Here is a 22,988-nt window from a genome sequence, read left to right on the forward strand (position 1 = left end):
CTCCCGGCCGCGTTGGTGGGAAAGCGTTCGGCCCTGCCGGGGAGCTCACCCCGGGCAGTGCGTGAACGGAGAGACATGACCAAGGGACTGTCGCGCCGCGACCTCCTCCAGCGCAGCGCCGCGGCCGGCGCCGGCGTCTTCCTGATCGGCAGCACCGACATGCTGGTCACAGCACCTTCAGCGGCAGCGGCGCCGCGGCAGGCCGGCTACGGCCCGCTCGTCCCCGACCCGGCGAAGCGCCTCGCGCTGCCGGAAGGTTTCACGTACACGGTGGTCACGGAGGCCGGTGTCACCACGTTGGACACCGGCGAGCCGACGCCTCGGAACCACGACGGCACCGGCGCCTTCGCCCGCCGCGGCGGCGGCACGGTGCTCGTCAACAACCACGAGATCGCCGACCCGTTCGGCACCGACCTGCCCGTGCCGCACCACGAGGGGCTGACCTACGACCCGGCCGCCGCGGGCGGCTGCACGGTGATCGAGGTCGACCGCGGGGGAAATCGGATCAGCGAGCACGTGGGCGTCGCGGGCACGGCGACGAACTGCGCGGGCGGCGTCACCCCCTGGGCCACCTGGCTGACCTGCGAGGAGGTCGACGCGAAGGCCGGGCAGAAGGGGTTCCAGAAGGACCACGGCTACGTCTTCGAGGTCGACCCGTACGAGCGGGAGGCCAACCGCGACCCGAAGCCGATCATCGCGCTGGGTCGGTTCGCGCACGAGGCCTGCGCCGTCGACCCGCGCCGCGGCGACATCTACCTCACCGAGGACGCCGGCGACCCCAACGGGCTGCTCTACCGGTGGGAGGCGCCGAGGGAGTTCCGGATGGGCAAGGACAGCCTGCACCGGCTCGGCCCGACCTCCGGCGGGTACACAGCGATGAAGGCGAGCGACGGCAACGGTCGGCACGTCCCCGACCTCTCGCTCGCGACGCAGCCCGGCACCACCTACGCGGTGGAGTGGGTGCCGGTGCCCGACCGCGACGGCCGTGAGAAGCCGACCCGGCTGCAGCTCGGCGACGGCGACGTCACCCGCTCCCACAAGCTCGAAGGTGCGTGGTGGCACGGTGACGGCGTCTACATCGTCGCCAGCTTCGCCGGTGAGGAGAGCCCGGTCGTGCACGACGGCCAGGTCTGGTTCTACGAGCCGAAGAAGAAGACGATCACCCTTCGACTGCTGCTGACGAAGAACCCGGACCCCGACGTCGACGGCGCGTTCGACGGGCCCGACAACATCAGCGTCTCGCCGTACGGCGGCGTGATCATCGCTGAGGACGGAAAGGGCGTGCAGCACCTCGTCGGCGCGACCCCGAGCGGGCAGACGTTCCCCGTGGCCCGCAACGACTTCGACTCGGGCAAGGCGCAGGGCAGCGAGTTCACCGGCCCCGTCTACTCGCCGGACAAGAAGATCCTCTTCGCCAACATCCAGACGCCCGGCTACATGTTCGCGATCACCGGCCCCTGGCGGCGCCAGACGTGAAAGACGACCAGCCACCCCGGCGCCGCACGGCGAGGGTCAGGAAAGCCTTGTGCGCGAACGGCACTTTCAGGCCAACCTATCGTTCGAAAGTGCCGTTCGCGCAGCTCACGCCCTCGCGTGCGCAACGCACACACCCCGGCCGGCCACCACGGCCCCGGCCCTGGCCGCGGGGTTGGTCGTGCACAGGTTCACCTCCCCGTGCACAGGTTCGAACCTGTGCACGGCGGCACCAACCTGTGCACGAGCGCCCTGCGCGCCCTGTTCGGGCACCCACCCCGGTCTGCGGTCGCGTACCCGGAGCTGCACCCCGGCACGGATTCTCATCCCTCGTGGCGGCCCGGAGGGCCATGGCGGACTTTCCTGAACCACCTTGGCCGGTCGACGGCGCGTCGCTCGACCTCCGTCGGAGGTCGTCTCCGTCCTCCGTCGCGGTGATCCCGACGGAAGGATGACGACAGCCCCGTACCGGTAGGGCATGGTGCTCGCGTGACACACGCACCGACGACAGCGTCCCCACCTGCACGGTTGCGGCTGCGGCCGCCGAACAACCCCGTCCACCCGCGCGCGACGACGTGGTGGCGCCTGCAGGACGCCGGGTTCTACCTCGTTGTGCTCGTCGTCGCCGCAGGCGCGTTGTTCTGGGTGTCCACGGCCTGGCTGGTCGGGGTCGTCGCGGTGATCGTCGTGGTCGGAGCGGTCGACATCGTCGTCACACCGCCGATCCGCTACCGCAAGCACCGGTGGGAGGTCACCGACCAGGCCGTCTACGTCCGGACGGGGTTCTTCGTCGAGGACTGGCGGGTCGCGCCGCTCTCGCGCGTGCAGACCGTCGACACCAAGCGCGGTCCGCTGCAGCAGTGGCTCGGGCTCTCCACGGTCACGATCACCACGGCGTCGACGGCGGGCGAGCTGAAGATCAAGGGCCTGGAACGGGGGTTCGCGGCGGAGCTCGTCGAGCAGCTGACGGCCGCGACCGAGGCGACACCGGGTGACGCGACATGACCGGTGCATCACCGGCCGACACCGCAGTGCAGGGCACGGTCGCGCAGCCCGAGTGGCAGCAGCTCGACCGCAGGTCGATCTGGGTCGCGCCGGTGCAGCCGCTGGCCGGCCTGCTGCTGGCCGGGCTCGTCGCGATCACCTTCCGCGGCTGGGACCGCTTCGGCGTGATCGAGCCGGCCATCGGTGCGGCCGTCGCGATCGGCGTGTTCGCGCTGAGCGCGTGGCACTGGCGCACCACCCGCTATCGCATCACGCCCACGCACGTGGAGATGACCAGCGGGATGCTGGTGCGCAAGCACCGCTCGGTCGCGCGCGACCGGCTCCGCTCCGTCGACCTGACCTCCGACGTCGTGCACCGGCTGGCCGGGCTGTCCGTGGTCGCCATCGGCACCGGGCGGCAGGGCGGCGAGTCGGACGACGAGCTGAAGCTGGACTCCGTAACCACCGAGGAGGCCGAGCGGCTGCGCAGGCTGCTGCTCGACCGCGGATCGCGCGCACCTGCCGTCGCGGTGGCAGATCCAGGGGGCCCAGCCGAGCCTGCTCCGCTGGCGAGGTTCGAGGCGTCGTGGGTCAAGCTCGCGCCGCTCTCGATCATGGGGCTCGTCGCGCTCGCCGTGCTCGCCGGCGGTGCTGCGCAGCTCGCCCGTTCGGTCGGCGGCGACGAGATCTGGCGCTCCGGCCCCGTCCGCGGCGCGTGGGACTGGGTCGTGGCCACCCCGATCCTGACCGTCGTGATCGGCGGGCTGGTCGGGCTGCTGGTGCTCAACGCCGTGCTCTCGACCGTCCTCTACGTGCTGTTCTACGGCGGCTACACCCTCGTCCGCGCCGACGACGGCACCTTGCGGATCTCCTACGGCCTGCTCACACAGCGGTCGGTGTCGATCGAGGAGCGGCGGATCCGGGGCGTGCGGATGGACGAGCCGCTGATGCTGCAGCTCGGCCGTGGCGCGCGGCTGCGGGTCGTTGCGGCCGGCCTGGGCACGAAGGACGGCGAGGGCAAGGAGAAGAAGGACAGCGACATGCTGCTCCCGACCGCTCCCGCCGCCGTCGCGCACCGCGTCACCGCGGACGTGCTGGGCACACCGACGTCACCCGTGGGCGCGCCGATGCGCCGCCACCCGGTCGCCGCGCTGCGGATCCTGCTCCTGCAAGGAGTTTCGCTGGCGTTGGTGCCGGCCGCGGTGCTGCTGATGCTCGCGCTGGTCGGGCTCGTCCCGCACTGGATCTGGCAGGTGCTGTTGCTGCTGGTCGTGCCGGCGGTCGTCGGGGCGTGGCTGGAGTACCGCAACCTCGGGCACGCGCGGGTGGGGGAGTTCCTCGTCGCGCAGGGCGGGCCGGCCGGACGGCACACCGTCGCGGTCCGGACCGACGGGATCATCGCGTGGCAGTTCCGGCGCACGGTGTTCCAGCGCAGGCCGCGCGTGCTGACCGCGATCGCCGCCGTGGCCGCCGGCAAGGGCACGCAGACGATCAAGTACGCGCTGCAGGACGACGTGCTGCCGGTCGCGCGCGACTGCGTCCCCGGTCTGCTCGACCCGTTCCTCGAGCCCGACCACCCGTAGAAGTTCCCCACCGTTTTGTCCACCTGCGCGCCGAAACTGCGCGCAAGTGCACAAAACGGTGGGGAAGTTGGGGGGTCAGACGTAGCTGCGGGGGGCCGCGGCGCCGGTGCGCGGCACCGCCTTGCGCTCCAGCTGGGCCGCCGCGGCGAGCAGCATGGCCTCCGAACCAGGGCGGCCGACCAGCTGCACCCCGGCCGGGCGGCCCTCGACGACGAGCGGCGCGACGACGGCCGGCAGGCCCGCGAGGTTCCACGCCTGCGTGTACGGCACGCGCCTCGCCTGGACCAGCAACGTGCTGAGGTAGCGCCTGCCGGCGGCGGCGTCGACCGGCATCGGCGGGCCGGCAACGGCCGGGCTGATCATCAGGTCGTAGCCGCCGTCGTCCAGCCAGCCGACCATCGCGTCGCGCCACGCCGCCGCGGCCGCCGGTCGCGGCCGGGTGAAACGCCGGACGCGCCGGCCCTTGCGGACCACGGTCGCGGTGCGCCGTTCCAACGCCGAGCGCTCCAGCCCGAGCGCCTCCACGTCGTGCGCCACGCCGGCGTGCCAGCGCCGCGCCCACTGCGCGTGCATGCCCCGCGGGTAGGGCGGCTCGGTGAGCGACACGACCGCCCCGGGGCGGGCCCGCAACCGGGCGGCCGCACCGATCGCGGCGGCGCGGTGGTCGGGGTGCAGCCGGCCGAACGGGACGGGGTTGCGCAATGACAGCGCGATCCGGCTGGGGCTCGTGCCGGCGAGCTCGATCGGCTGCCCGCTCAGCACGCCGAGCATGAGAGCGGCGTCGCCGGCCGTCCTGGCGATCGGGCCGGCCGCGGTGAGCCCGCCCCAGTGCTCGTCGGCGCCGCCCGGCAACGGCACCACCCCGGTGCCGGGCTTGACCCCGACCAACCCGCAATACGCTGCAGGAATCCGGATCGAGCCACCGCCGTCGGTGCCGAGCGCCAGCGCGGCCATGCCGGCGGCCACCGCGGCGGCGCTGCCACCGCTGGAGCCGCCCGGGTCGAGGTCGCCGTCGAGCGGGTTGCGGGTGCTGCCGAGCGCGGAGTGGGTGAAGCCCCAGATGGCCAGCTCGCACAGGCGGGTCTTGCCCAGCACGACGGCGCCGGCCGCGCGCAGCCGTTTGACCAGGTCGTCGTCGCGCTTCGCCGGCTCGGTGGACGTCGCCGCCGAGCCGTGCCGGGTGGGGTAGCCGGCGACGTCGATGTTGTCCTTGATGGCGATCGGGACGCCGGCCAGCGGCAGCGCGAACCGATCGGGCCGCGCGTCGACACCGCCCGCCTCGGCGAGCACCCGTGCCGGATCATGATGTTGGAACGCGCCGGTGGTGCGGTCGAGATCGGCGATGCGGGCCAGGTGGGCCCGCGCCACATCAACCGCGCTGCTGCGTCCGTCGTGCACCCGGGCCGCGATCTCGGCCGCGGTCAACGCGGTCAGGTCGGGGGCCTCCATCCCCCCACCATGGCATTGATCAGGTGTTATGGGAGCCCGACCCGCCGACTCTTCCGTCAACGGCGCCCACATGCACGAGCCTTCCCCGGATCGAGTGATCCACTAAGTTGAGCCGACTGGACTCAACTTAGCTTGACGGGTGATTGCTCCTGAGCTTGAGTACTTGAGCCATGGGGACTCAATTGCAGGAGCGGCTGCCGCGCTCCTTCCGGGTGTGGGTGGGCGCCGCGACGGTCTCGCAGATCGGCGACGGGATCCTGTACTTCGCGCTCGGCTGGACCGCCAGCGCGTACGGCGGCGTCGCAGCAGGGGCGGTGCTCGCCGCGCTGATCGTGCCGAGGACTCTGCTGATGCTCCTCGGCGGCGCGATCGCCGACCGGGTCGGCGCCCGGCCCGTCCTGATCGCCGCCGACGTCGTGGTGCTCGTGGCATCAGCGGTCGTCGCGGTGGCCGCCGCGGCGGTCGGCGGGCCGCTGTGGCTGCTGCTGGTGGTCGCGGTTGTCTTGGGCATCGCGACCGCGTTCGCGTTCCCCGCGGCGGGCTCGCTCCCGGCCCGGCTCGTCGACGCACCGCAACTGCCGCGCGCACTCGCGCTGCGCAACGCCGGTTTCCAGGTCGCGCAGCTCGCCGGTGCGCCGCTCGGCGGGCTGCTCGTCGTGGCCGGTGGGCTGGTCGCCGCGCTCGGGGTGAACGCCGTTTCGTTCGTCCCGGTGGTGGTCGCGACGATGCTGCTGCATGCGAACCCGGCTGGGCCGGCCGGTCGCGCGTCGCTGCTGCGCGAGATGGGGGACGCGCTGCGCGTCGCGGTGCGGGTGCCCGCGTTGCGGGTCGTCCTGGCCGCCTACGCCGTCGCGGGCGGGTTCGTGCTGCCGGTGCAGGCGCTGCTCGTCCCGTTGCTGGCCAGGGAACGCGGTTGGGCGGCCACCGACGCCGGGCTCGTCGAAGGGGCTGTCGGCGCGGCGGCCCTGCTGTGCGCGCTGGTGGTCGCCCGCACCGGGACGTCCCGGCTGGCCGGTCCCGCCGCCGGGCTCGGGCTGCTGGGCACCGCGGTGGGAGCGGGGGTGATCGCGGCCGTTCCCGCGGCGCCCGTCGCGATCGGGGCGGGCCTGCTGCTCGGCGCCGGCCTCGGGGTGTTCATCGCGCACGCGGGCCCGGTGCTGATGACGGCCTCGCCCGCCTCGCACCTCTCCCGGATACAGGCGCTGCTCGGGGTCGTCCAGAGCGGCGTGATGGTCGGCTCGAACCTGCTGCTCGGCTGGCTCGCCGGCACCGGCGGGGCCGCGACGGCGACACTGGCGGCGGCTGCCGTCCTGGCGATCGCGGCGGTGCTGACGGGCACGAGCCGCCCCCTCCGCTGACCCCGCACCGCACCGGCCGACGGGGCGCCGGGGAGGGCAGGAAAGCCACTTTCCTGCCCTGTGAGGGCCTGAAAGTGGCTTTCCTGCCCTCGTGTGCGGGAACGCGCGCGTCCCGATCAGGTCCACCCGACGATCTCGAGGAGCAGTATCAGCGTGTGCTCGGCGCCCGTGCCGAACGCGGTCGCCAGCGCATAGGCGACGGCGACGTCCTGCGGCTGCGGCGAGTGCGGCTCCCAGGTGGCCGTGAGCTCGATCGACTCCGGCTCCAGGAGGATGAGTCCGTAAGGCTTGCCGTCGCGCAGCACGGTGCTGGTGTGCTCGTCCTTGGGCTTCATCCGGTACCGCGTGCCGCCGATGACGCTGTCGACGCGGTGCGAGCGGCGGGTGAAGCTGCCCCGCCCCGGCGTGACGGTGCCAGGCCGGCCGTCGACGGTGATGGTGAGGAACTCCGCCCGGCGAGTGCCGATCGGCACCAGCTGCGTGACGGAGGCGGCCTCCGAGCGGCTCACGACCACCGAGGGCAGGCCGTCGCCGGCGATCTCCACCGAGCCGTTCTCGTTGTCCGTGTGGACGATGACCAGGCCGAACAGGTCGTCCTGCACGGCGCAGGACTGGATCAAGGGCACAGGACCGGAGTATTCCGGCTGCCTGCTCGGGGGAGCAACGCGGTGGCGGAGGCGGACGGGAATCGAACCCGCCTGGCCGAGATGCTCGGCCACGTCGGTTTTGAAGACCGCGGGGGCCACCAGGCACCCTCACGCCTCCCAGGCGTCACCGCGGTCACCGCCCGGCGAGAGCCTCCAGCGCCTGCGGCACCCCGTCGGCGACGGTGAACAGCTGCAGCAGTCCGGTGGCCTCGAGCGCGCGCCTCGCGATCCGCGACCCAGGCACCAGCCAGAGCGTGCCGCCGCGGCTCTCGGCCTCGTCCTTGCCCCCGACGAGCACGGCGAGCCCGGCCGAGCCGAGGAAGGAGACGTCGGTGAGGTCGAGCACGAGGTCGCGCACCTCGGCGAGCTGTTCTTGCAGGCGTTGCTGGAGCACGGGCGAGGTCAAGGTGTCGAGCTCGCCGACGACGTGCAGCACGCGAACACCGGGGCCGTGGTCGACCACGTCGAAGCGAAGGATCTCCCCGACGTCCGCCCCCTGCTCACCGGGTGGATCGAGATTCATGTGCTCCGGCTCCTCGATTGAGCGTCGTGGACTCGTGGCACCGGCCGTTGACCGCAACCGTGCGCGGCCGTTTCGAGCCGCTCGCCGAACCCTACGACGGGCCCGAAAAGCCGACAACAACACCCCTGGGCATGCTGCTCGCATGGAGCGCGAATTCGCCGTGCGGGTGCACGTCCGCAGCTACGAGGTGGACGTGAACGGGCACGTCAACCACGCCAACTACCACCGGTACGGCGAGCACGCCCGCACCGAGCACCTCACCGCCGCGGGCTGCTCGATCGACCGGCTCACGGAGCTCGGCGTCGGGATCGTCCTCTTGGAGACGCATGTCCGGTTCCTCCGTGAGCTGCGCCACGGCGACGCCGTCGACATCAGCTCCGACCTGGCCTTCGGGGAGGGCAAGACCTTCACGATCGAGCACACCCTCCGCAAGACCGACGGGGTGGTCGCGGCCGAGATCAGCTGCCGGATGGGCCTGCTCGACGCCACTGCGCGCAGGCTGGTGGCCGACCCGCGGGCCCGGCTTGCGGAGATCGCGACGGAGCCCGCCGTGCTCGGGATCGACTGAACCCTCGATCGGATCCTCGCCGGCCGGACGGCGCGTGCGGCGCCGCCGGCCCGTACCCTGCTCGCGTGAACCAGGTGGAGCCGCTCCCCTTCGTACACGGCGACCGTGACGTCATGCGGGTGCTTCTGGACCGTCGCGCCGACGGCAGCCGGCCGGGTCAGCGCCACGACGAGCACCACGTCGCGCTCGTCATCGGCGGCGGTGGGATGCGCGGCGCGTACGTCGCGGGCATGCTGCGCGCGCTCGAACGGGCGGGCTTCCAGCAGGGCTTCGACGAGGTCTACGGGGCGTCGTCGGGCTCCTACAGCGCCGCGGCGTTCCTCACCGGCAACGCCGCCGACTGCGCGGCCTGCTTCCACGAGGACCTCGCCACCGACGTCTTCATCAACATGCGCAGGCTGGGCAGCCGCAAGCCGGTGGTCTCGCTCGACCACCTCGTCGACGCCATCGGCAAGCGCAAGCCGCTGGACTGGGCAGGTCTGGGCGACATGCCGGCCCCGCTGCGGGTCGTCGCGACCGACACCGCCGACCTGCGGCCGCACACGCTCGTCGGGATGCGGACCGCGGCCGACTGGAAGCGCGCGCTGCGGGCGAGCGCGTCGATCCCGCTGCTCTGCGGCCCTCCGGTCGAGTGGGACGGGCGGCGCTGGGTCGACGGGTCGGTCGGCGAGCCGCTGGCGATGGCCCGCGCGCTGCGCGGCGGCGCGACGCACGTGCTCGTCATGCTCTGCCGCGGCGCCGACGACCTGCACCACGACGCCGACGCAGGGCTCTCGCTCTGGGCGCGGGCGCTCGACCGGATCGTGCCCGGGCTCGGCACGGTCGCGCAGGGCTCCCGGCGCTACGGCGCCGACCTGCGGCTGATCACCGACGCCGCGCACCCCGACCGCGAACCCGGTCACCTCCTCGCGATCGCGCCGTCCCGGTCCGCGGAGATCGGCGCGCTGTGCATCGAGCGCGATCCGCTGCGCGAGGCCGTCCGCATCGGCGATGAGTCGGTCGTCGCGGCGGTCGAGTCGGTCGCGGCGGAGCGGCGCGACCTCGATCCCGCCTGATGGCGGCCACGGGGGAGCGGCCGCGGGCCGCGGTCGTCGTCACCGGGAGCGAGCTGCTCACGGGGGTGATCGCCGACCGGAACGGGCCATGGGTCGCGGCCGAGCTCAGCCGGCTCGGGTTCGAGGTCGCGCACCTGCTCGTCGTCGGCGACCGGCCGGACGACCTGACCACCGCGCTGCGGTTCGTTGCCGACGCCGGGGTCGAGCTGATCGTCACCAGCGGCGGGCTCGGCCCGACTGCCGACGACCTGACCGCGGAGGTCGTCGCCCGGTTCGCGGGCCTGGAGATGGAGCTCGACGAGGGCATGTACGCCCACATCGCGGAGATCCTCGCCGCGTGGGCGAAGCGGACGGGCTTCGACGGGCCCGCGCTCGACGCGTCGAACCGCAAGCAGGCGATGGTGCCGCGCGGCGCGGTCGCGCTGCCGCCGGTCGGGACCGCGCCCGGGCTCGTCGTGCCGCGCGCGGGCGGGCCGCTGGTCGTCGTGCTGCCCGGCCCGCCGCGCGAGCTGCAGGGCATGTGGCCCGCGGCGCTCGACGCAGCACCGATGCGGGAGCTGCTCGCCGGCGTCCCCGCTGCCGAGCCGCGCCTGCTGCGGTTCTACGGCCTGCCCGAGTCGGAGATCGCCGCGACGTTGCGCGAGCTGGGCGAACCAGCGGGCGTCGAGGTGACGACCTGCCTGCGCCGATCCGAGCTGGAGGTCGACATCCGGCCGCGGCCCGGCACGGAGGGCGCCGCGGCGGCGCTGGCCGACGCGGTCGCCGACCGGCACTCGAAGCACCTGCTCAGCACCGACGGGAGCAGCACCGACGAGCTGGTCGCCCGCGGGCTGCTGGCGGCCGGCGCGATGGTCGCGACCGGTGAGTCGTGCACCGGCGGCATGCTCGCGTCGCGACTGGTCGACCGGGCGGGGTCGTCGGAGTACGTCGCCGGCGGGGTGGTCGCCTACTCGAACGAGGCCAAAACGGCGCTGCTGAACGTCCCCGCCGAGATGATCGCCGAGCACGGCGCCGTCTCGCCGGAGGTGGCCCTGGCGCTCGCCGACGGCGCCCGCGCCAAGTTCGGCGCGACCGTCGGCGTCGGGATCACGGGCGTCGCGGGCCCGACGGGCGGGTCGCCGGACAAGCCGGTCGGGCACGTCTGCTTCTGCGTGACCACCAGCAGCGGCGAGGTGATCGCCCGCACCGTCCGGCTGCCGGGCAACCGCACCGACATCAGGGAACGCGCGACGGACGTCGCGATGCACCTGATCCTGCGCGCGACCCAGCGCCTCTGACCCGGCGCCTCTGACCCGGCGCCTCTGACCCGGCGCCTCTGACCCGGCGCCTCTGACCGCGGGGTCCTCGCGGAGCCGTGCTCTGCGAGGACCCCGCACGGTGGTCACGAGGAGAAGCGCTGCTCCGCGTCGGCCCAGTTGACGACGTTCCACCACGCCTTGACGTACTCCGGCTTCACGTTCTTGTACTGCAGGTAGAACGCGTGCTCCCACATGTCGAGCATGACGACGGGGACGAGGCCGATCGGCACGTTGGCCTGCTGGTCGTACAGCTGGACGATGTGCAGCCGCTGCGCGACGGGATCCTTGGCCAGGATCGCCCAGCCGGAGCCCTGGATCGTCGTCGCGGTGGCGGTGAACTGGCCCTGGAACGCGTCGAACGAGCCGAACTGGTCGTCGATCGCCGCCGCCAGGTCGCCCGTCGGCTTGCCGCCGCCGTCGGGGGAGAGGTTGTTCCAGAACACGGAGTGGTTGATGTGCCCGCCAAGGTTGAAGGCGAGCGCCTTCTCCAAACCGACGATCGCGCCGAAGTCGCCCTTCTCGCGGGCGGCGGCGAGCTTCTCCAGCGTGTCGTTGAGACCGTTGACGTAGGTCTGGTGGTGCTTGGAGTGGTGCAGCTCCATGATCTCGGCGGCGATGTGCGGCGCGAGTGCGCCGTAGTCGTAGGGGAGATCGGGAAGCGAGTACTCGGCCACGAGTTCCTCCTGCTTGCTGCTGTGGATCTGCTGTGCGAATCGCTGGCAACAGCGATACTTCCGCAACAGTGCGCGGGATGCATGTGTGGGGTCCGGCACTCTGTGGCTCTTGCAACTTATTGGCAATTGCGTCTAGCGTCCGGCCGTGATCCGTCGTGCCGTCCTCGCGGTCTGCCTCCTGCTCGTCACAGCATGTTCGGTACCGACCGCCCCGGGGGGTGCGACAGGCAGCGGCGACGGCAGCTCGATGGTGCTCGCCGACGGGTTCGAACCGGAGAGCCTGCACCCGCTGCTCGGTTACGGCACCGAGGGCGCCTCCAAGATCTTCGACGGGCTCGTCGCGCACGATGCGCAGCGGACGTTGCAGCCCGTGCTGGCGGCGAAGCTGCCCGAGCGCGCGCCCGACGCGCTGACCTGGACCGTACCGCTGCGCGCCGGCGTGACCTTCCACGACGGCAGCACGTTCGACGCCGACGACGTCGTCGCGACCTACCGAGCGCTGCTCGACCCCGCCTACGCGTCGTCGATCCGCTCCGACTTCACGACCATCGCGCGGGTCGAGAAGATCGACGCGCAGACCGTCCGGTTCACCACCACCCGGCCCGACGCCGCGTTCCTGCACCGCCTGACGCTGGGCATCGTCCCGGCCGAGAGCGTTGCGACGCCGGCACCCGCCGCCGACTCGCCCTTCGGCACCGCGCCGGTCGGCACCGGTCCCTACCGCTTGGGCGAGTGGCGCAAGGGCAGGTCGATGCGGCTCGTCGCGAACGACGGCTACTTCGGCGGCGCGCCGGCCGTCAAGGAGATCACCGTCGTCTTCGCGGTCGACGACAACACCCGCGCGCAGCGGCTGAGCTCCGGCGAGTTCGACGGCACAGTGCTGCCGCCCGCGCTCGCCGCGACGTTCCAGGGCTCGGAGTACACCGTGCTCGACCACCCGAGCGCCGATTACCGGACGATCACGCTGCCCACGGCGCACCCCGTCACCGGCGATCCCGCGGTCCGGCTCGCGCTCAACTTCGCCGTCGACCGGCAAGGCATGATCGACGCGCTCTTCGCCGGCAAGGGCGCCCCGGCGTCGACGCCGATCCCCGAGGTGCTGACCGAGTACGCCGAGCCTGCGGCGCAGTTCCGGTTCGACCGCGCCGAGGCCGAGCGCATCCTCGACGCAGCAGGTTGGCTGCGCGGCCCCGACGGGACCAGGGCGCGCGGCGGCGTGCCGGCCCGGTTCACGCTGATGTACGCGGCGACCGACTCGATCCGCCGCGACTTCGCGCAGGCCTTCACGTCCGACGCGCGCGCGGTCGGGGTCGACGTCGCGCTGGAAGGGCTCGGCTGGGAGGCCATCGAGCCGCGGATGGGCGCCGACGCGCTCGTGCTTGGTGGCGGCAGCCCGTTCGACCCCGACATCGTCAGCTACCCGCTGCTGCACAGCTCGTACGCCGGCGACGGGTTCAACAACCCGGCGTCCTATGTCAACCCGGCCGTCGACGCCGCGCTGGACAAGGCGCGCGAGGCCGTCGACCCCGCCGCGCGGGTAGCGGCGGTGAAGGAGTGGCAGCGCGCCTACGCGGCTGCGCCGGGCTTCGTCTTCCTGGCCTTCCTCGACCACTCCTACCTGGTCAGGGACCGGTGGGACGGCTACCAGCAGGCAGTCGACCCACACTCGCACGGCACCACCTGGGGGCCGTGGTGGAACGTCGAGGACTGGACCCCGCGGCCGTGAGCCGGGAGCTCGGCGCGCTCGTGCTGCGCCGCCTCGCGTTTGCGGTGCCGGTGCTGGTGATCGTCGCCATCGGGGTGTTCCTGCTCGCGGCGTCCTCGCCGTTCGACCCGATCTACCAGTACTACGGCGTGGACGTCTTCACAGCGACGGACGCCGATCTCGCCGCCACGAGGGCCCGGCTCGGGCTCGACGACGGCGTGTTCCAGCAACTGGGCAGGTGGCTCTCCGGGGTGCTGTCGGGGGATCTCGGAAGCAGCCGCTCGTTCCGGCAGCCGGTCGGCGAGGTGATCGCCGAGCGGCTGCCGTGGACGATCCTGCTGGTCACGGTCGGACTGCTGGTGGCGCTCCTGCTCGCGCTGGTCGCCGGCACGGTCGCGGCCTGGCGGCAGGGTGGGATGTTCGACCGGGTGGTCACGGCGATCGGGCACGCGATGGAGGGCATCCCGCCGTTCGTGCTGGCGCTCGTCGCGATCGCGGTGTTCGCGCTCGGCCTGCGGTGGCTGCCCGTCGCGGGCCTGACCGACGCCGGGGCGCCGGCGACGGTCGGGCAGATCACCCGGCACCTCGTGCTGCCGGCGCTGGTGCTCGGGGTGTCGCAGACGCCGTGGCTGGTGCTGCACGTGCGCGGCTCGCTGCTGGGGGCGTTCGCGGAGGACCACGTCGCCGGTGCGCGGGCGCGTGGGCTCTCCGAGCCGGTTGTGGTGCTGCGGCACGCGCTGCCGACCGCGCTGCTGCCGTTCGTGACGCTGCTGGGCACGCGGGTGCCGGAGCTGGTGACGGGAGCCGTCCTGGTCGAGACGGTGTTCTCCTGGCCGGGCATCGCGGAGGCCGTTGTCACCTCCGCGCTGGCCGTCGACTTCCCGATGATCGCGGCACTCGCCGTGCTCGCGACGGCTGCGGTGTTGCTGGGCTCGTTGCTCGCCGACGTCGCCGTCGCGGTGGCCGACCCGAGGGTGCGGGCCGATGGTTGACACGCACGCGCCTGCGGCGCGCAAGGCCGCGGGGGAGCCGCAATGGCGTTCCGCGGCGCGGGTCAGGGCGGGCACCCCACGCGGCCGCGCCGCCGGCCGGGCCCGATCCCGGCTGGTCGCGGGCGTCGGGCTGCTGGTGGTGCTCGTGCTGGCCGCGGTGCTGGGGCCGTGGCTGGGCGGGCTGGACGAGCGGGCCGTCGACTACAGCGCGATCCGGCTGCCGCCCTCGTTCGAGCACCCGTTCGGCACCGACTCGCAGGGCCGTGACCTGCTGCTGCGCAGCCTCGCGGGGCTGCGGGTCTCGCTGCTGGTCGCGGCGACGTGCGCGGTGGTCTCGACGCTGCTCGGCGCGCTGTTCGGGGCGGCGTCCGGGGTGCTCGGCGGCTGGCCCGACCGCCTGCTCATGCGGGTGGTCGACACCGTCAACGCCGTGCCGCACCTGCTGCTCGGCATCGTCATCGTCGCGCTCTACCGCGGCTCGGTGATCGCCGTGATCGCGTCGATCGCGCTGACGCACTGGACCGGCGTGGCGCGGATCGTCCGGGCCGAGGTGCTCTCGTTGCGCGACCGCCCGTTCATCGATGCCGCGATCTCCGGCGGCGCCACTCGGATGCGGGTGCTGCGCCGGCACCTGCTGCCCGCGATCGTGCCGCAGGCCGCGCTCTCGACGGTGCTGCTGCTGCCGCACGCCGTCTGGCACGAGACCGCGCTGAGCTTCCTCGGGCTCGGCCTGCCGCCGCACCTCGCGAGCATCGGCAACATCCTGGGGGAGGGCCGGGCCGCGGTGCTGCTCGGCGCCTGGTGGATCGTCACCTTCCCGGCGCTGCTGCTCGTGGCGTCCGCGCTCGCCGTCGCCGGGATCGCGGCGTGGTGGCGCGACCGGACGCTGCCGCGTCGCCGATCGGAGCTGGAGCTGTGACCGGGCTGGTGGTGGACGGCCTGTCGGTGCGGTTCCGCCGCGGCCGGCGCGAGGCGACGGTGCGCGCGGTGACCGGCGCGACCTTCACGCTGCGGCCGGGCCGGCTGCTCGCGCTGGTCGGGGAGAGCGGCTGCGGCAAGTCGGTGCTCGCCTCGGCGATCATGGGCCTGCTGCCGGCGAACGCCGAGGTGGCCGGCCGGGTGGAGCTGGACGGGCGCGAGCTGCTCGCCGCGTCGGAACGGGAGCTGCGCCGCGAGGTGCGCGGGCGACGGATCGGGCTGGTCCCGCAGTCCGCGGCCACCCACCTCACCCCGGTGCGCACGGTCGGGTCGCAGCTCGTCGAGACCGTCAAGGCGCTGCGTCCGGACGACCGCGACCCCCGGGCGAGCGTGCGTGCGCTCGCCGCCGCCGTCGGGCTGCCGGAGGTGATGCTGGGGCGCTACCCGCACGAGCTCTCCGGCGGCACCGCGCAACGGGTCGGCGTGGCGGCGGCGCTGGCCGGCGACCCGCCCGTCCTGCTGGCCGACGAGCCCACGGCCGGGCTGGACCGCCCGCTGGTCGACCGGACCGCCGACCTGCTGGCCGAGCGGGCCGCCGCGGGCCAGGCCGTCCTGATGATCACCCACGATCTGCGCGCCGCGCGCAGGGTCGCCACCGACATCGCCGTCATGTACGCGTCGCGGCTGGTCGAAATCGGCCCGGCCGGCGACGTGCTCGGCGACCCGTGGCACCCGTACACCCGCGGACTGCTCGACGCGTTGCCCGGCAGCGGGTTCGTCGCGGTCCCCGGCCACCCGCCCGACCTGACCGCGCTCCCGCCCGGCTGCGGGTTCGACCAGCGCCGTCCCGACCTGCACACCTGCGTCCCCGACCCGGTGCTGAGCTGGCACGGCGAGCGGGCCGTTGCGTGCGCGGAGGTGCCCGCATGACGCTCGAAGCAAGCGGGATCGTGGCCGGCTACCGGCGCGGGGAGCGGGTGCTCGACGGCATAGATCTTGCCGTCGAGCCCGGGGAGGTCGTCGGGCTCGCCGGTCCGAGCGGCTGCGGCAAGTCGACGCTCGCACGGGTGCTGGCGTTGCTGCTGGCGCCGTGGGCGGGCCGGATCAGCATCGACGGGACCGTCGCGCGCGGGGTGCGCTATCGGGCGCCGCGCGAGCTGCGGACGTCCGTCGGGGTGGTGTTCCAGCTGCCGCGGCAGGCTTGCGACCCGCGGATGGTGCTGCGCGACATCGTCGCCGAGCCGTTGCTCGCGACGGGCCGCGGCCGCGCCCCGGAGTGGGAGGCCGAGCTGCACGAACGGGTCGGGCTCACCGCCGAGCTGCTCGGCCGGCGCCCGCACGAGGTGAGCGACGGGCAGCTGCAACGCGCCTGCCTCGGCCGCGCGCTCGTGCTGCGCCCGCGCTACCTCGTCTGCGACGAGATGACCGCGATGCTCGACGCGTCGACGACAGCGGCGCTGGTCGCGGTCGTGAACGCGCAGGCCGCCGACGGTGTCGGAGTGCTCGCCGTCTCACACGACGAGGAGCTGCTGGCCGTCTGGGCGACCCGCGTCGAACGGCCCTGGGTAGCGGCGCCGGCCACCGTGGCGTAACTTGTTGCAAGCAGTTTGCAAGAGCCCAGGGTGATCGTTCTGGCTGCTCGACACCCGTGGGGTGCGCCTGGCCGGCGTCTCGGACCGCCGGCCAGGCGCGACGCAGCCGTCAGTTCCGCTCGTAGACGCAGTGCCCGTTGCCGTCCGACTGCTCCACGACGACCTCGTCGTCGAGGGTGATCCGGCACCCGACGTTCTCGCCGCCGACCACAACCACCTGGAACTGCTGTGGCAGCGTGTCGGGCACCACGAACTCCCGCTTCCACGGCAGGTCCACGTAGGTGATGAAGTCGGACGTGTCGGCGGCCCAGGCGAGGGAGTAGGCCTGGCCGGTGCCGAGCGCCTCCAGCACGAGCTTCTGGGTGCCGCCGGCCGGTGTCGTCCTTGCCGTCTCGGCCTCCTCGGTCGGCGCGTCCTTCTCGGCCGCTGCGGTCGGAGTGGGTGTCGGCGCGGTCCGCTGCTGGGCAGCGGTGGAACCGGGCAGCCCCGAGCAGCTTGCGGTCAGCAGGACCGCGGCCGCCGCCGCGACGAGCGCGCTGCTGATGCGGAACATGGACATGTGCACTCCTCGGATCCGTTCGGTCCGAGGAGCCTCGTCGCGCCGGGGCGACCGCACACGAGTGGTGGACTACCTGATCGCCGGTCAGCGAAGCGGGCGGAAGAAGGCCCGCAGCTCGTCGACGTAGACCTCCGGCTGTTCGAGGCTCGCGAAGTGCCCGCCGGTGGTGGGCTCGTTCCAGTGCCGCAGGTCGGTGTAGCGGCGTTCGATCCAGCTGCGCGGCAGGCGCCACAGCTCCTTCGGGAAGAGCGTGACGCCGGTCGGGACGTCGACCGGGTCCATCCGCCTGCGCTTGAAGCTCTCCCAGTACAGGCGCGCCGACGACGCCGCGGTGCCGGGCAGCCAGTAGAGCATCACGTTGTCGAGCAGCCGGTCGCGCTTGATCACGTTCTCCGGGTGGCCCGCGCAGTCGGTCCAGTCCCAGAACTTCTCGACGATCCACGCGCACTGGCCCGACGGGGAGTCGACGAGCCCGTACCCGAGCGTCTGCGGCCGCGTCGACTGCAAGGCCGAATAGCCGGTGCCGAGCTTCTGGAACGTCTCCCGCTCCGCCAGCGCGGCCTTCTCGGCGGCGGTCAACCGCCCGACCGTGCCGTCCTCGGGGCGCAGCGCGAGCGGCATGGTCAGGTGGATGCCAGCAACGTTCTCGGGCATGCCGGTGCCCAGCGCCGAGGTGATGATCGAGCCCCAGTCGCCGCCCGCGGCGCCGTACCGGTCGTAGCCGAGCCGGTCCATCAGCTGCGCCCACGCGGTCGCGATCCGCTCGACACCCCAACCGTCGACGGTGGGTTTGGCGCTGAACCCGTAGCCGGGCAGCGAGGGCGCGATCACGTGGAACGCATCGCGCGGGTCCTCGGGGTTGGTCAGCTCCTCCAGCACGCCGAGGAACTCGACGACGGAACCGGGCCAGCCGTGCGTCAGCAACAGCGGCATCGCCTTGCGGTACGGCGAGCGTGCATGGATGAAATGCACCTCGACGGCGTCGTCGCCGCCGCCGTCGAGACCGGTCTTGAACTGGGGGAACGAGTTGAGCTCCGCCTCGCAGCGGCGCCAGTCGTAATCGTGGGCCCAGTATTCGCACAGCTCGCGCGCGTAGTCGAGCGGGATGCCCTGTCCCCACCCGTCGGTGGTGGCCGCCTCCGGCCAGCGGGTGCGCGCCAGCCGGTCGCGCAGGTCGTCCAGCTGCGACTCGGGGATCTCTACGCGGAATTCGCGCACTAGAGCTGAACCCCTCTGGTGAGGGCGCCGTCGACGACGAGGTTGGTGCCCGTGATGAACGACGCGCGCGGGCTCGCCAGCATCGTCACGGCGTAGGCGATCTCCTCGGCCCGCGCCATGCGGCCGGTGGGGTTGAGGCCGAGTGCGGTCGAGAACATGTCGGGGTTGCCCTGCTCGATGCCCTGCCAGACACCGCCGGGGAAGTAGGTGTTGCCGGGGGAGACGCAGTTGGCGCGCACCCCGCTGGCGGCGGTCTGGAACGCCAACCCGGAGATGTAGTGCACCACGGCGGCCTTCATCGTGCCGTAGGCGTCCTTGGCGAAGTCGATCTCGCGGCCGGACACCGACGACACCGCCACCACCGAGCCCTTGGTCTGCTCGAGGTGCGGCAGCGCCGCCTCGCACAGCCGGACGGTGTGCATGAGGTCGACCTCGAAGCCGGCCTTCCAGTTGTCCTCGCCCGAGCCGATCGCCAGCGCGCTGACGTTGGCCACGACGACGTCGACCTGGCCGAACCGCTCCGCGGACGCACCTACCCAATCGGTGAGCGCCGCCGCGTCGGCGACGTCGACGGCGCTGCCTGCGACGTCGTGTCCCGCGTCGCGCAGCTCCTTCTCGGCGGCCTCGACGTCGGTGGCGGTCCGGGCGCAGAACGCCACCCGCGCGCCCTCATCGGCGAGCGCCTTGACGACGGCACGTCCGATGCCTTTCGTCCCGCCGGTCACGAGCGCCACCTTGCCGGTGAGCTGCAGATCCATCGCGCGTCCCTTCTTACAGTGAGCGAGCTTGTTCGCGCAGGTGGCGGTGCATGCCACCGAACGCGTCGCCGGCCGGCAGCAATGCCTTCTCGACGAGCGTCAGCGCGCTGTAGTTCGTGTCGACGACGTTCGCCAGCGGCGCTTTGCTGATCTGCGTGAGCAGCTGGTAGGCGTCGAGCTGGTCGAGGCCGTAGAGATCGCCGAGCCAGCGCACCATGCCGATCTGACTGGCCCGCCACGCGTCTTCCAGCGGCCGGGACGAACCGACCACGGCGTAGTGGTCGTCGTGCTCCAGCCGCGGCCATTCCGGCGCGCCACCCTTGATCAGATCGACGATGAGCGTGACGTCCATGGCGCCCTCGACGGCGGTGCCGCAGCTCTCGCCCTCACCCTGGCGGTAGTGGCCGTCGCCGACGGAGAAGAGCGCGCCCTCCACGTTGACGCCCAGGAAGCAGGTGGTGCCGGCCTTCATCTCGGGGGTGTCCATGTTGCCGCCGAACTTGTCCGGCACGAGGCTGGAGCGCACCTCCCGGCCCGCGGGGGCGACGCCGACGGTGCCCAGCATCGGGTTGCAGGGCAGCTCGATCCGCACGTCCGACCGCCGGGCCTCGAACAGGACCGTGTTGGCAGCCCGGTCCAGCTGGTAGATCCACGTCTCCTCGGGGAGCGGCTCGTTCAGCAGCGCGGTGCGGTCGGTGCCGGTCAGCGCGCCGAAGAACGGGATCGTCGTGGAGGCGCCCCAGTCGCGGGCCGGCGTGAGGTCGACGATGTGCAGCGCGAGCGTGTCGCCCGGCTCGGCACCCTCGACGTAGAAGGGGCCCGTCTGCGGGTTCACCTCGGTCATGTCCAGCACCGCGCTGGGGCGGTCGGTCGGCCGCTGCAGCCGCCCGGAGAACGCGTCCTCGGTCCACAGCTTCAGCGCGGTGCCCGGCTTGATCCGATGCGTCGGCGCTACACCGCCGAACGTCCATGCGTACTGATCCGGCTGGGGGCGGAACTCGACGACGTCCACGCGGTGATCGTTGTGCTGGACGGTGGGCGGCGCAACCCCCGTCAGGAGGGGGTCGTGAGTCGCAGCGGGAGCGACTCCAGGCCGCGCAGCGTGTTGTTGAGCATCCGTCGCGGTGGACCGTCGTGCTCGATGCCCGCGGCGTGCCGCGCCAGGGCCGTGAGCACCGCTTCACCTTCGAGGCGGGCCATCGCCATGCCGACGCAGGCGTGGATGCCGAAGCCGAAGCCGACCTGCCCGGTGGCGCGTCGGGAGATGTCGAACGTGTCTGGCGACTCCCACTGCCGCGGGTCGCGGTTGGCGGCCGCGAGGAGCAGCAGCACCTTCTCCCCAGCGGGAATGGTCGTGCCGCCGAGCTCGACGGGGCGCGTCGTCGTGCGGAAGAACGTCTGCACCGGCGCCTCGAACCGGAGCACCTCCTCGAACGCCGCACGCGCGCGGTCCGGCTCGGCGCGCAGCAGCGCGAACTGGCCGGGGTGCTGCGCAAGGCAGAGCAGCGCGTTGCCGAGGCCGTGGACCGTGGTGTCGATGCCGGCGGAGAGGAAGGAACGCACGAGCATCGCGGCCTCGTCGGGGGTGAACCCCTCCGCCGCCGCCCGCGTGTGGATCTCCGCGCCCATGCCTCCCGGTGCGAGTTTCTCCTGGCGGCAGTGATCCATGATCCACTCACGGGTCGAGGCGTTCTCGGCGATGGCGGTGGTGAACAACTCGTTGCGCGGCCCGAACGTGTTGAACACCATCCGCGCGTAGTGCAGGAGGTTCTCCCTGCCCTCGCTCGGCAGCCCGACCGCGTCGGAGAACACCCGCATCGGGTAGCGGACCGCGAGCTCCGGCATGGCATCGAACGTCCGGCCGTCGGCGAGCCCGGCCACCATCTCGTCGGCGGCGGCCTCGAACGTGTCGGCGAGGCGCCGCATCGCCGCGGCCGACAGCACGCCTGCCACCACCCGCCGGGCCCGGGTGTGCTCAGGCGGGTCGGCCTCCAGCAGCAGGGACGGCGGCCGCCACGGAGCTTCCTTCCGGAAGTCGGCCATCCCGACCCCCGCCGACGAGCAGAACGCCTCCGGATCGTGCAGCGCCGCCCGCACCTCCGCGTGCCGCGCCGTCGCCCAGATCCCGTACCGCTCCAACCGCACCACCGCGCCCGCGTCACGCAGCGCTGCGTGAGCGGGGTAGGGGTTGTGCAGGAAATCCGTCGAGAACGGGTCGAGATCGCTCACCGCCACCGGCGCCGTTGCCGTCATGGGGCAAGGATGCAAAACGGAGGGGGTCGGAGTCGCTGCCGCTTCCGGAGAACGGAAGCGCAGCTGCCGCGTGGGTGCGCGGAAGAGGGAGGGCAGCAAAGCCACTTTCCGGCCCTCACAGGGCAGGAAAGTGGCTTTCCTGCCCTCGTGTGCGGAACGCACGCATCCCGGCGTGGCCCCGCGGGGCCGTGCCAGGAGAGTGGCTTTCCTGGCAACGTGTGCGGTGCGCAGGCACCTCGACCGCCTCTTGTCCTATGCCACTGGACGATAGACCGACCGTAGGGTTCGTCGAGTGCGAAACCTTGTTGTTGCCGCCGGCGGCGGCGGTGACGCCATCACGGCGGTTGCTCTTCGCTGTGGCCTCCTCGACGAGCCTGTCGTGCTGACGTACTCGTGGGACCGATTGATGATCGATCCGCTTCCCGGTCCGAGAACGGCGAACGACTTCGACGGGTTGCACCAACTGGCACCCCACGTGAACGAGGTTGCTCCCGCGACGACGACGCGACCGCCCGCCGGTTCGTCCCTTCCGCGCCTTGCGGCCGAGCTGCCCGCCCGGTTGGTGCTGCTCGACCCCTCCGGCGGAGCGGTCGGAATGGCGACCCAGATCGACGCAGCAGCGGCGTACTTCGCGGCGGATGACATCGTTCTTGTCGACGTCGGCGGCGACGCCCTCACCGATGGCGCGGATCCAGGGCTGCGCAGCCCGTTGGCCGACCAGCTCGCGCTTGCGGCATGCGTGCTGGTGGGGCGTCCGGCGCGACTCGTCGTCACGGGCGCAGGCCTGGACGGGGAGATACCGGCGGAGATCGTGCTGCAGCGCCTCGAAGGGCTCGCCGCCCATCGCCTCGCGCCGATCGACGGTGAGGGCGTCGCGTTGATCCGTCATGTGTTCGGCTGGCACCCGTCGGAGGCGTCCGGCATGCTCGCGGCTGCCGCGGACGGGCGACGGGGACGTGTCGAGGTGCGGGACGCCGGAGATCACGTGGAACTGACGGGCCGGACTGCGGAGGTGTTCGCCGTCGATGCGGTTCGCGCTGCCGCCGTGACACCCGCAACTCTGCTCGGTCGTACGACGTCGCTGTCGGAGGCCGAAGCCGTCATCCGGGACGTCACCGGCGTCTCGGAGATCCGCTACGAGTCGACGAAGGCGAATCAGATGCGGGATCGAACGGCTCATCAGCCCTCGGCGGCCGACCTCGCAGCGGTCGACGCACACGCAAGCGCTGCGCGCAAGCGTGGTGCCGACTTCATCAGCGCGCGCCGTCTCGCCGAGTTGATCGGGGCCAGCAGCCTCGACGCCTACGCCCGGCTGTCCAGCCTGCTGTCGGCGCAGAGACCGGATCGATTCGAGCCGTCCCTGTACCGCGTCTGAACCAGA

The 22,988-nt window shown here is 72.6% G+C and carries 22 protein-coding genes and 1 tRNA gene; 13 read left to right on the top strand and 10 right to left on the bottom strand.

What is annotated here, in order from left to right; genetic code table 11:
* The first annotated feature begins 75 nt into the window (after window positions 1-75).
* From LL648_RS22865 to LL648_RS22875, 3 genes are all read left to right on the top strand, one after another.
* Complete coding sequence (locus tag LL648_RS22865; RefSeq protein ID WP_232664725.1) at window positions 76-1,476, top strand: alkaline phosphatase PhoX; 1,401 nt, start codon at window positions 76-78, stop codon at window positions 1,474-1,476.
* Between the two features lie 486 nt (window positions 1,477-1,962).
* Entirely contained in the window at window positions 1,963-2,478 is a 516-nt protein-coding gene (locus LL648_RS22870; RefSeq protein ID WP_232664726.1) for a PH domain-containing protein, read from the top strand.
* A complete protein-coding gene (locus LL648_RS22875; RefSeq protein WP_232664727.1) occupies window positions 2,475-4,040 on the top strand; it encodes a PH domain-containing protein in 1,566 nt (521 codons plus the stop codon). Before LL648_RS22870 ends, LL648_RS22875 begins: the two co-directional genes overlap by 4 nt.
* Window positions 4,041-4,115: 75 nt before the next feature.
* Here LL648_RS22875 and LL648_RS22880 read toward each other — a convergent pair whose 3' ends face one another.
* Window positions 4,116-5,489 (bottom strand): amidase, encoded by a 1,374-nt coding sequence (locus tag LL648_RS22880; RefSeq protein ID WP_232664728.1) that lies wholly within the window; start codon window positions 5,487-5,489, stop codon window positions 4,116-4,118.
* Window positions 5,490-5,659: 170 nt separating this feature from the next.
* Here LL648_RS22880 and LL648_RS22885 point away from each other — a divergent pair, with 170 nt between their 5' ends.
* Window positions 5,660-6,847: an MFS transporter gene (locus LL648_RS22885; RefSeq protein WP_232664729.1), complete on the top strand. Its 1,188-nt coding sequence runs from the start codon at window positions 5,660-5,662 to the stop codon at window positions 6,845-6,847.
* Window positions 6,848-6,963: 116 nt separating this feature from the next.
* On the opposite strand, the gene LL648_RS22890 is transcribed toward LL648_RS22885, so the two are convergent.
* The 3 genes from LL648_RS22890 to LL648_RS22900 form a co-directional block, all read right to left on the bottom strand.
* Window positions 6,964-7,473, bottom strand: a complete 510-nt coding sequence (locus tag LL648_RS22890) for a hypothetical protein (protein ID WP_232664730.1) — start codon at window positions 7,471-7,473, stop codon at window positions 6,964-6,966.
* A 43-nt stretch (window positions 7,474-7,516) separates the two neighbouring features.
* A tRNA-Sec gene (locus LL648_RS22895) sits at window positions 7,517-7,612 on the bottom strand.
* A 15-nt stretch (window positions 7,613-7,627) separates the two neighbouring features.
* Window positions 7,628-8,017 (bottom strand): STAS domain-containing protein, encoded by a 390-nt coding sequence (locus tag LL648_RS22900; RefSeq protein WP_232664731.1) that lies wholly within the window; start codon window positions 8,015-8,017, stop codon window positions 7,628-7,630.
* A 142-nt stretch (window positions 8,018-8,159) separates the two neighbouring features.
* Between LL648_RS22900 and LL648_RS22905 the strand changes: the two genes are divergently transcribed.
* The 3 genes from LL648_RS22905 (at window position 8,160) to LL648_RS22915 (ending at window position 10,917) form a co-directional block, all read left to right on the top strand.
* Window positions 8,160-8,585 carry an acyl-CoA thioesterase gene (locus tag LL648_RS22905; RefSeq protein WP_232664732.1) on the top strand — a complete coding sequence of 142 codons (426 nt, stop codon included), beginning with the start codon at window positions 8,160-8,162 and terminating at the stop codon, window positions 8,583-8,585.
* 113 nt (window positions 8,586-8,698) lie between these two features.
* Window positions 8,699-9,640: a patatin-like phospholipase family protein gene (locus LL648_RS22910; protein WP_232664733.1), complete on the top strand. Its 942-nt coding sequence runs from the start codon at window positions 8,699-8,701 to the stop codon at window positions 9,638-9,640.
* Window positions 9,640-10,917, top strand: coding sequence for a competence/damage-inducible protein A (locus LL648_RS22915; protein ID WP_232664734.1), 1,278 nt, complete (start codon window positions 9,640-9,642; stop codon window positions 10,915-10,917). The genes LL648_RS22910 and LL648_RS22915 overlap by 1 nt, the downstream gene beginning before the upstream one ends.
* A 104-nt stretch (window positions 10,918-11,021) precedes the next feature.
* Here the strand turns inward: LL648_RS22915 and LL648_RS22920 are convergent, their stop codons facing one another.
* On the bottom strand, window positions 11,022-11,612 hold the full coding sequence (locus LL648_RS22920; protein ID WP_232664735.1) for a superoxide dismutase: 591 nt from the start codon (window positions 11,610-11,612) through the stop codon (window positions 11,022-11,024).
* Between the two features lie 145 nt (window positions 11,613-11,757).
* Here LL648_RS22920 and LL648_RS22925 point away from each other — a divergent pair, with 145 nt between their 5' ends.
* From LL648_RS22925 to LL648_RS22945, 5 genes are read left to right on the top strand one after another with little or no spacing between them, the layout of a single operon-like run.
* Window positions 11,758-13,338 carry an ABC transporter substrate-binding protein gene (locus LL648_RS22925; RefSeq protein ID WP_232664736.1) on the top strand — a complete coding sequence of 527 codons (1,581 nt, stop codon included), beginning with the start codon at window positions 11,758-11,760 and terminating at the stop codon, window positions 13,336-13,338.
* Entirely contained in the window at window positions 13,335-14,309 is a 975-nt protein-coding gene (locus LL648_RS22930) for an ABC transporter permease (protein ID WP_232664737.1), read from the top strand. Before LL648_RS22925 ends, LL648_RS22930 begins: the two co-directional genes overlap by 4 nt.
* A complete protein-coding gene (locus tag LL648_RS22935) occupies window positions 14,302-15,228 on the top strand; it encodes an ABC transporter permease (RefSeq protein WP_232664738.1) in 927 nt (308 codons plus the stop codon). Before LL648_RS22930 ends, LL648_RS22935 begins: the two co-directional genes overlap by 8 nt.
* Entirely contained in the window at window positions 15,225-16,157 is a 933-nt protein-coding gene (locus LL648_RS22940; protein ID WP_232664739.1) for an ABC transporter ATP-binding protein, read from the top strand. Before LL648_RS22935 ends, LL648_RS22940 begins: the two co-directional genes overlap by 4 nt.
* Window positions 16,154-16,819 (top strand): ABC transporter ATP-binding protein, encoded by a 666-nt coding sequence (locus LL648_RS22945; protein WP_232664740.1) that lies wholly within the window; start codon window positions 16,154-16,156, stop codon window positions 16,817-16,819. Before LL648_RS22940 ends, LL648_RS22945 begins: the two co-directional genes overlap by 4 nt.
* A 109-nt stretch (window positions 16,820-16,928) precedes the next feature.
* Here LL648_RS22945 and LL648_RS22950 read toward each other — a convergent pair whose 3' ends face one another.
* The 5 genes from LL648_RS22950 to LL648_RS22970 form a co-directional block, all read right to left on the bottom strand.
* Entirely contained in the window at window positions 16,929-17,378 is a 450-nt protein-coding gene (locus LL648_RS22950; protein WP_232664741.1) for a hypothetical protein, read from the bottom strand.
* Between the two features lie 84 nt (window positions 17,379-17,462).
* The gene (locus LL648_RS22955; RefSeq protein WP_232664742.1) at window positions 17,463-18,596 is read right to left on the bottom strand and encodes an epoxide hydrolase family protein; all 1,134 of its coding nucleotides are present in this window, start codon (window positions 18,594-18,596) and stop codon (window positions 17,463-17,465) included.
* Complete coding sequence (locus LL648_RS22960) at window positions 18,596-19,354, bottom strand: SDR family NAD(P)-dependent oxidoreductase (protein ID WP_232664743.1); 759 nt, start codon at window positions 19,352-19,354, stop codon at window positions 18,596-18,598. Before LL648_RS22960 ends, LL648_RS22955 begins: the two co-directional genes overlap by 1 nt.
* Before the next feature lie 13 nt (window positions 19,355-19,367).
* The gene (locus tag LL648_RS22965) at window positions 19,368-20,366 is read right to left on the bottom strand and encodes an acetamidase/formamidase family protein (protein WP_232664744.1); all 999 of its coding nucleotides are present in this window, start codon (window positions 20,364-20,366) and stop codon (window positions 19,368-19,370) included.
* A 41-nt stretch (window positions 20,367-20,407) separates the two neighbouring features.
* A complete protein-coding gene (locus LL648_RS22970) occupies window positions 20,408-21,607 on the bottom strand; it encodes a cytochrome P450 (protein WP_232664745.1) in 1,200 nt (399 codons plus the stop codon).
* Between the two features lie 292 nt (window positions 21,608-21,899).
* Here LL648_RS22970 and LL648_RS22975 point away from each other — a divergent pair, with 292 nt between their 5' ends.
* Window positions 21,900-22,982, top strand: a complete 1,083-nt coding sequence (locus LL648_RS22975) for a DUF1152 domain-containing protein (protein WP_232664746.1) — start codon at window positions 21,900-21,902, stop codon at window positions 22,980-22,982.
* Window positions 22,983-22,988 lie beyond the last annotated feature (6 nt).

The sequence above is a fragment of the Pseudonocardia sp. TRM90224 genome, from assembly GCF_021245725.1.
In the GTDB taxonomy this organism is placed as follows: domain Bacteria; phylum Actinomycetota; class Actinomycetes; order Mycobacteriales; family Pseudonocardiaceae; genus Pseudonocardia.

Bases quoted from the DNA above. Each gene is read 5' to 3' on its own strand.
- LL648_RS22970 (WP_232664745.1), bottom strand. From the start codon at position 21,607: ATGACGGCAACGGCGCCGGTGGCGGTGAGCGATCTCGACCCGTTCTCG.
- LL648_RS22915 (WP_232664734.1), top strand. From the start codon at position 9,640: ATGGCGGCCACGGGGGAGCGGCCGCGGGCCGCGGTCGTCGTCACCGGG.
- LL648_RS22875 (WP_232664727.1), top strand. From the start codon at position 2,475: ATGACCGGTGCATCACCGGCCGACACCGCAGTGCAGGGCACGGTCGCG.
- LL648_RS22910 (WP_232664733.1), top strand. From the start codon at position 8,699: ATGCGGGTGCTTCTGGACCGTCGCGCCGACGGCAGCCGGCCGGGTCAG.
- LL648_RS22905 (WP_232664732.1), top strand. From the start codon at position 8,160: ATGGAGCGCGAATTCGCCGTGCGGGTGCACGTCCGCAGCTACGAGGTG.
- LL648_RS22885 (WP_232664729.1), top strand. From the start codon at position 5,660: ATGGGGACTCAATTGCAGGAGCGGCTGCCGCGCTCCTTCCGGGTGTGG.
- LL648_RS22960 (WP_232664743.1), bottom strand. From the start codon at position 19,354: ATGGATCTGCAGCTCACCGGCAAGGTGGCGCTCGTGACCGGCGGGACG.
- LL648_RS22935 (WP_232664738.1), top strand. From the start codon at position 14,302: ATGGTTGACACGCACGCGCCTGCGGCGCGCAAGGCCGCGGGGGAGCCG.
- LL648_RS22945 (WP_232664740.1), top strand. From the start codon at position 16,154: ATGACGCTCGAAGCAAGCGGGATCGTGGCCGGCTACCGGCGCGGGGAG.
- LL648_RS22950 (WP_232664741.1), bottom strand. From the start codon at position 17,378: ATGTCCATGTTCCGCATCAGCAGCGCGCTCGTCGCGGCGGCGGCCGCG.
- LL648_RS22865 (WP_232664725.1), top strand. From the start codon at position 76: ATGACCAAGGGACTGTCGCGCCGCGACCTCCTCCAGCGCAGCGCCGCG.
- LL648_RS22900 (WP_232664731.1), bottom strand. From the start codon at position 8,017: ATGAATCTCGATCCACCCGGTGAGCAGGGGGCGGACGTCGGGGAGATC.
- LL648_RS22880 (WP_232664728.1), bottom strand. From the start codon at position 5,489: ATGGAGGCCCCCGACCTGACCGCGTTGACCGCGGCCGAGATCGCGGCC.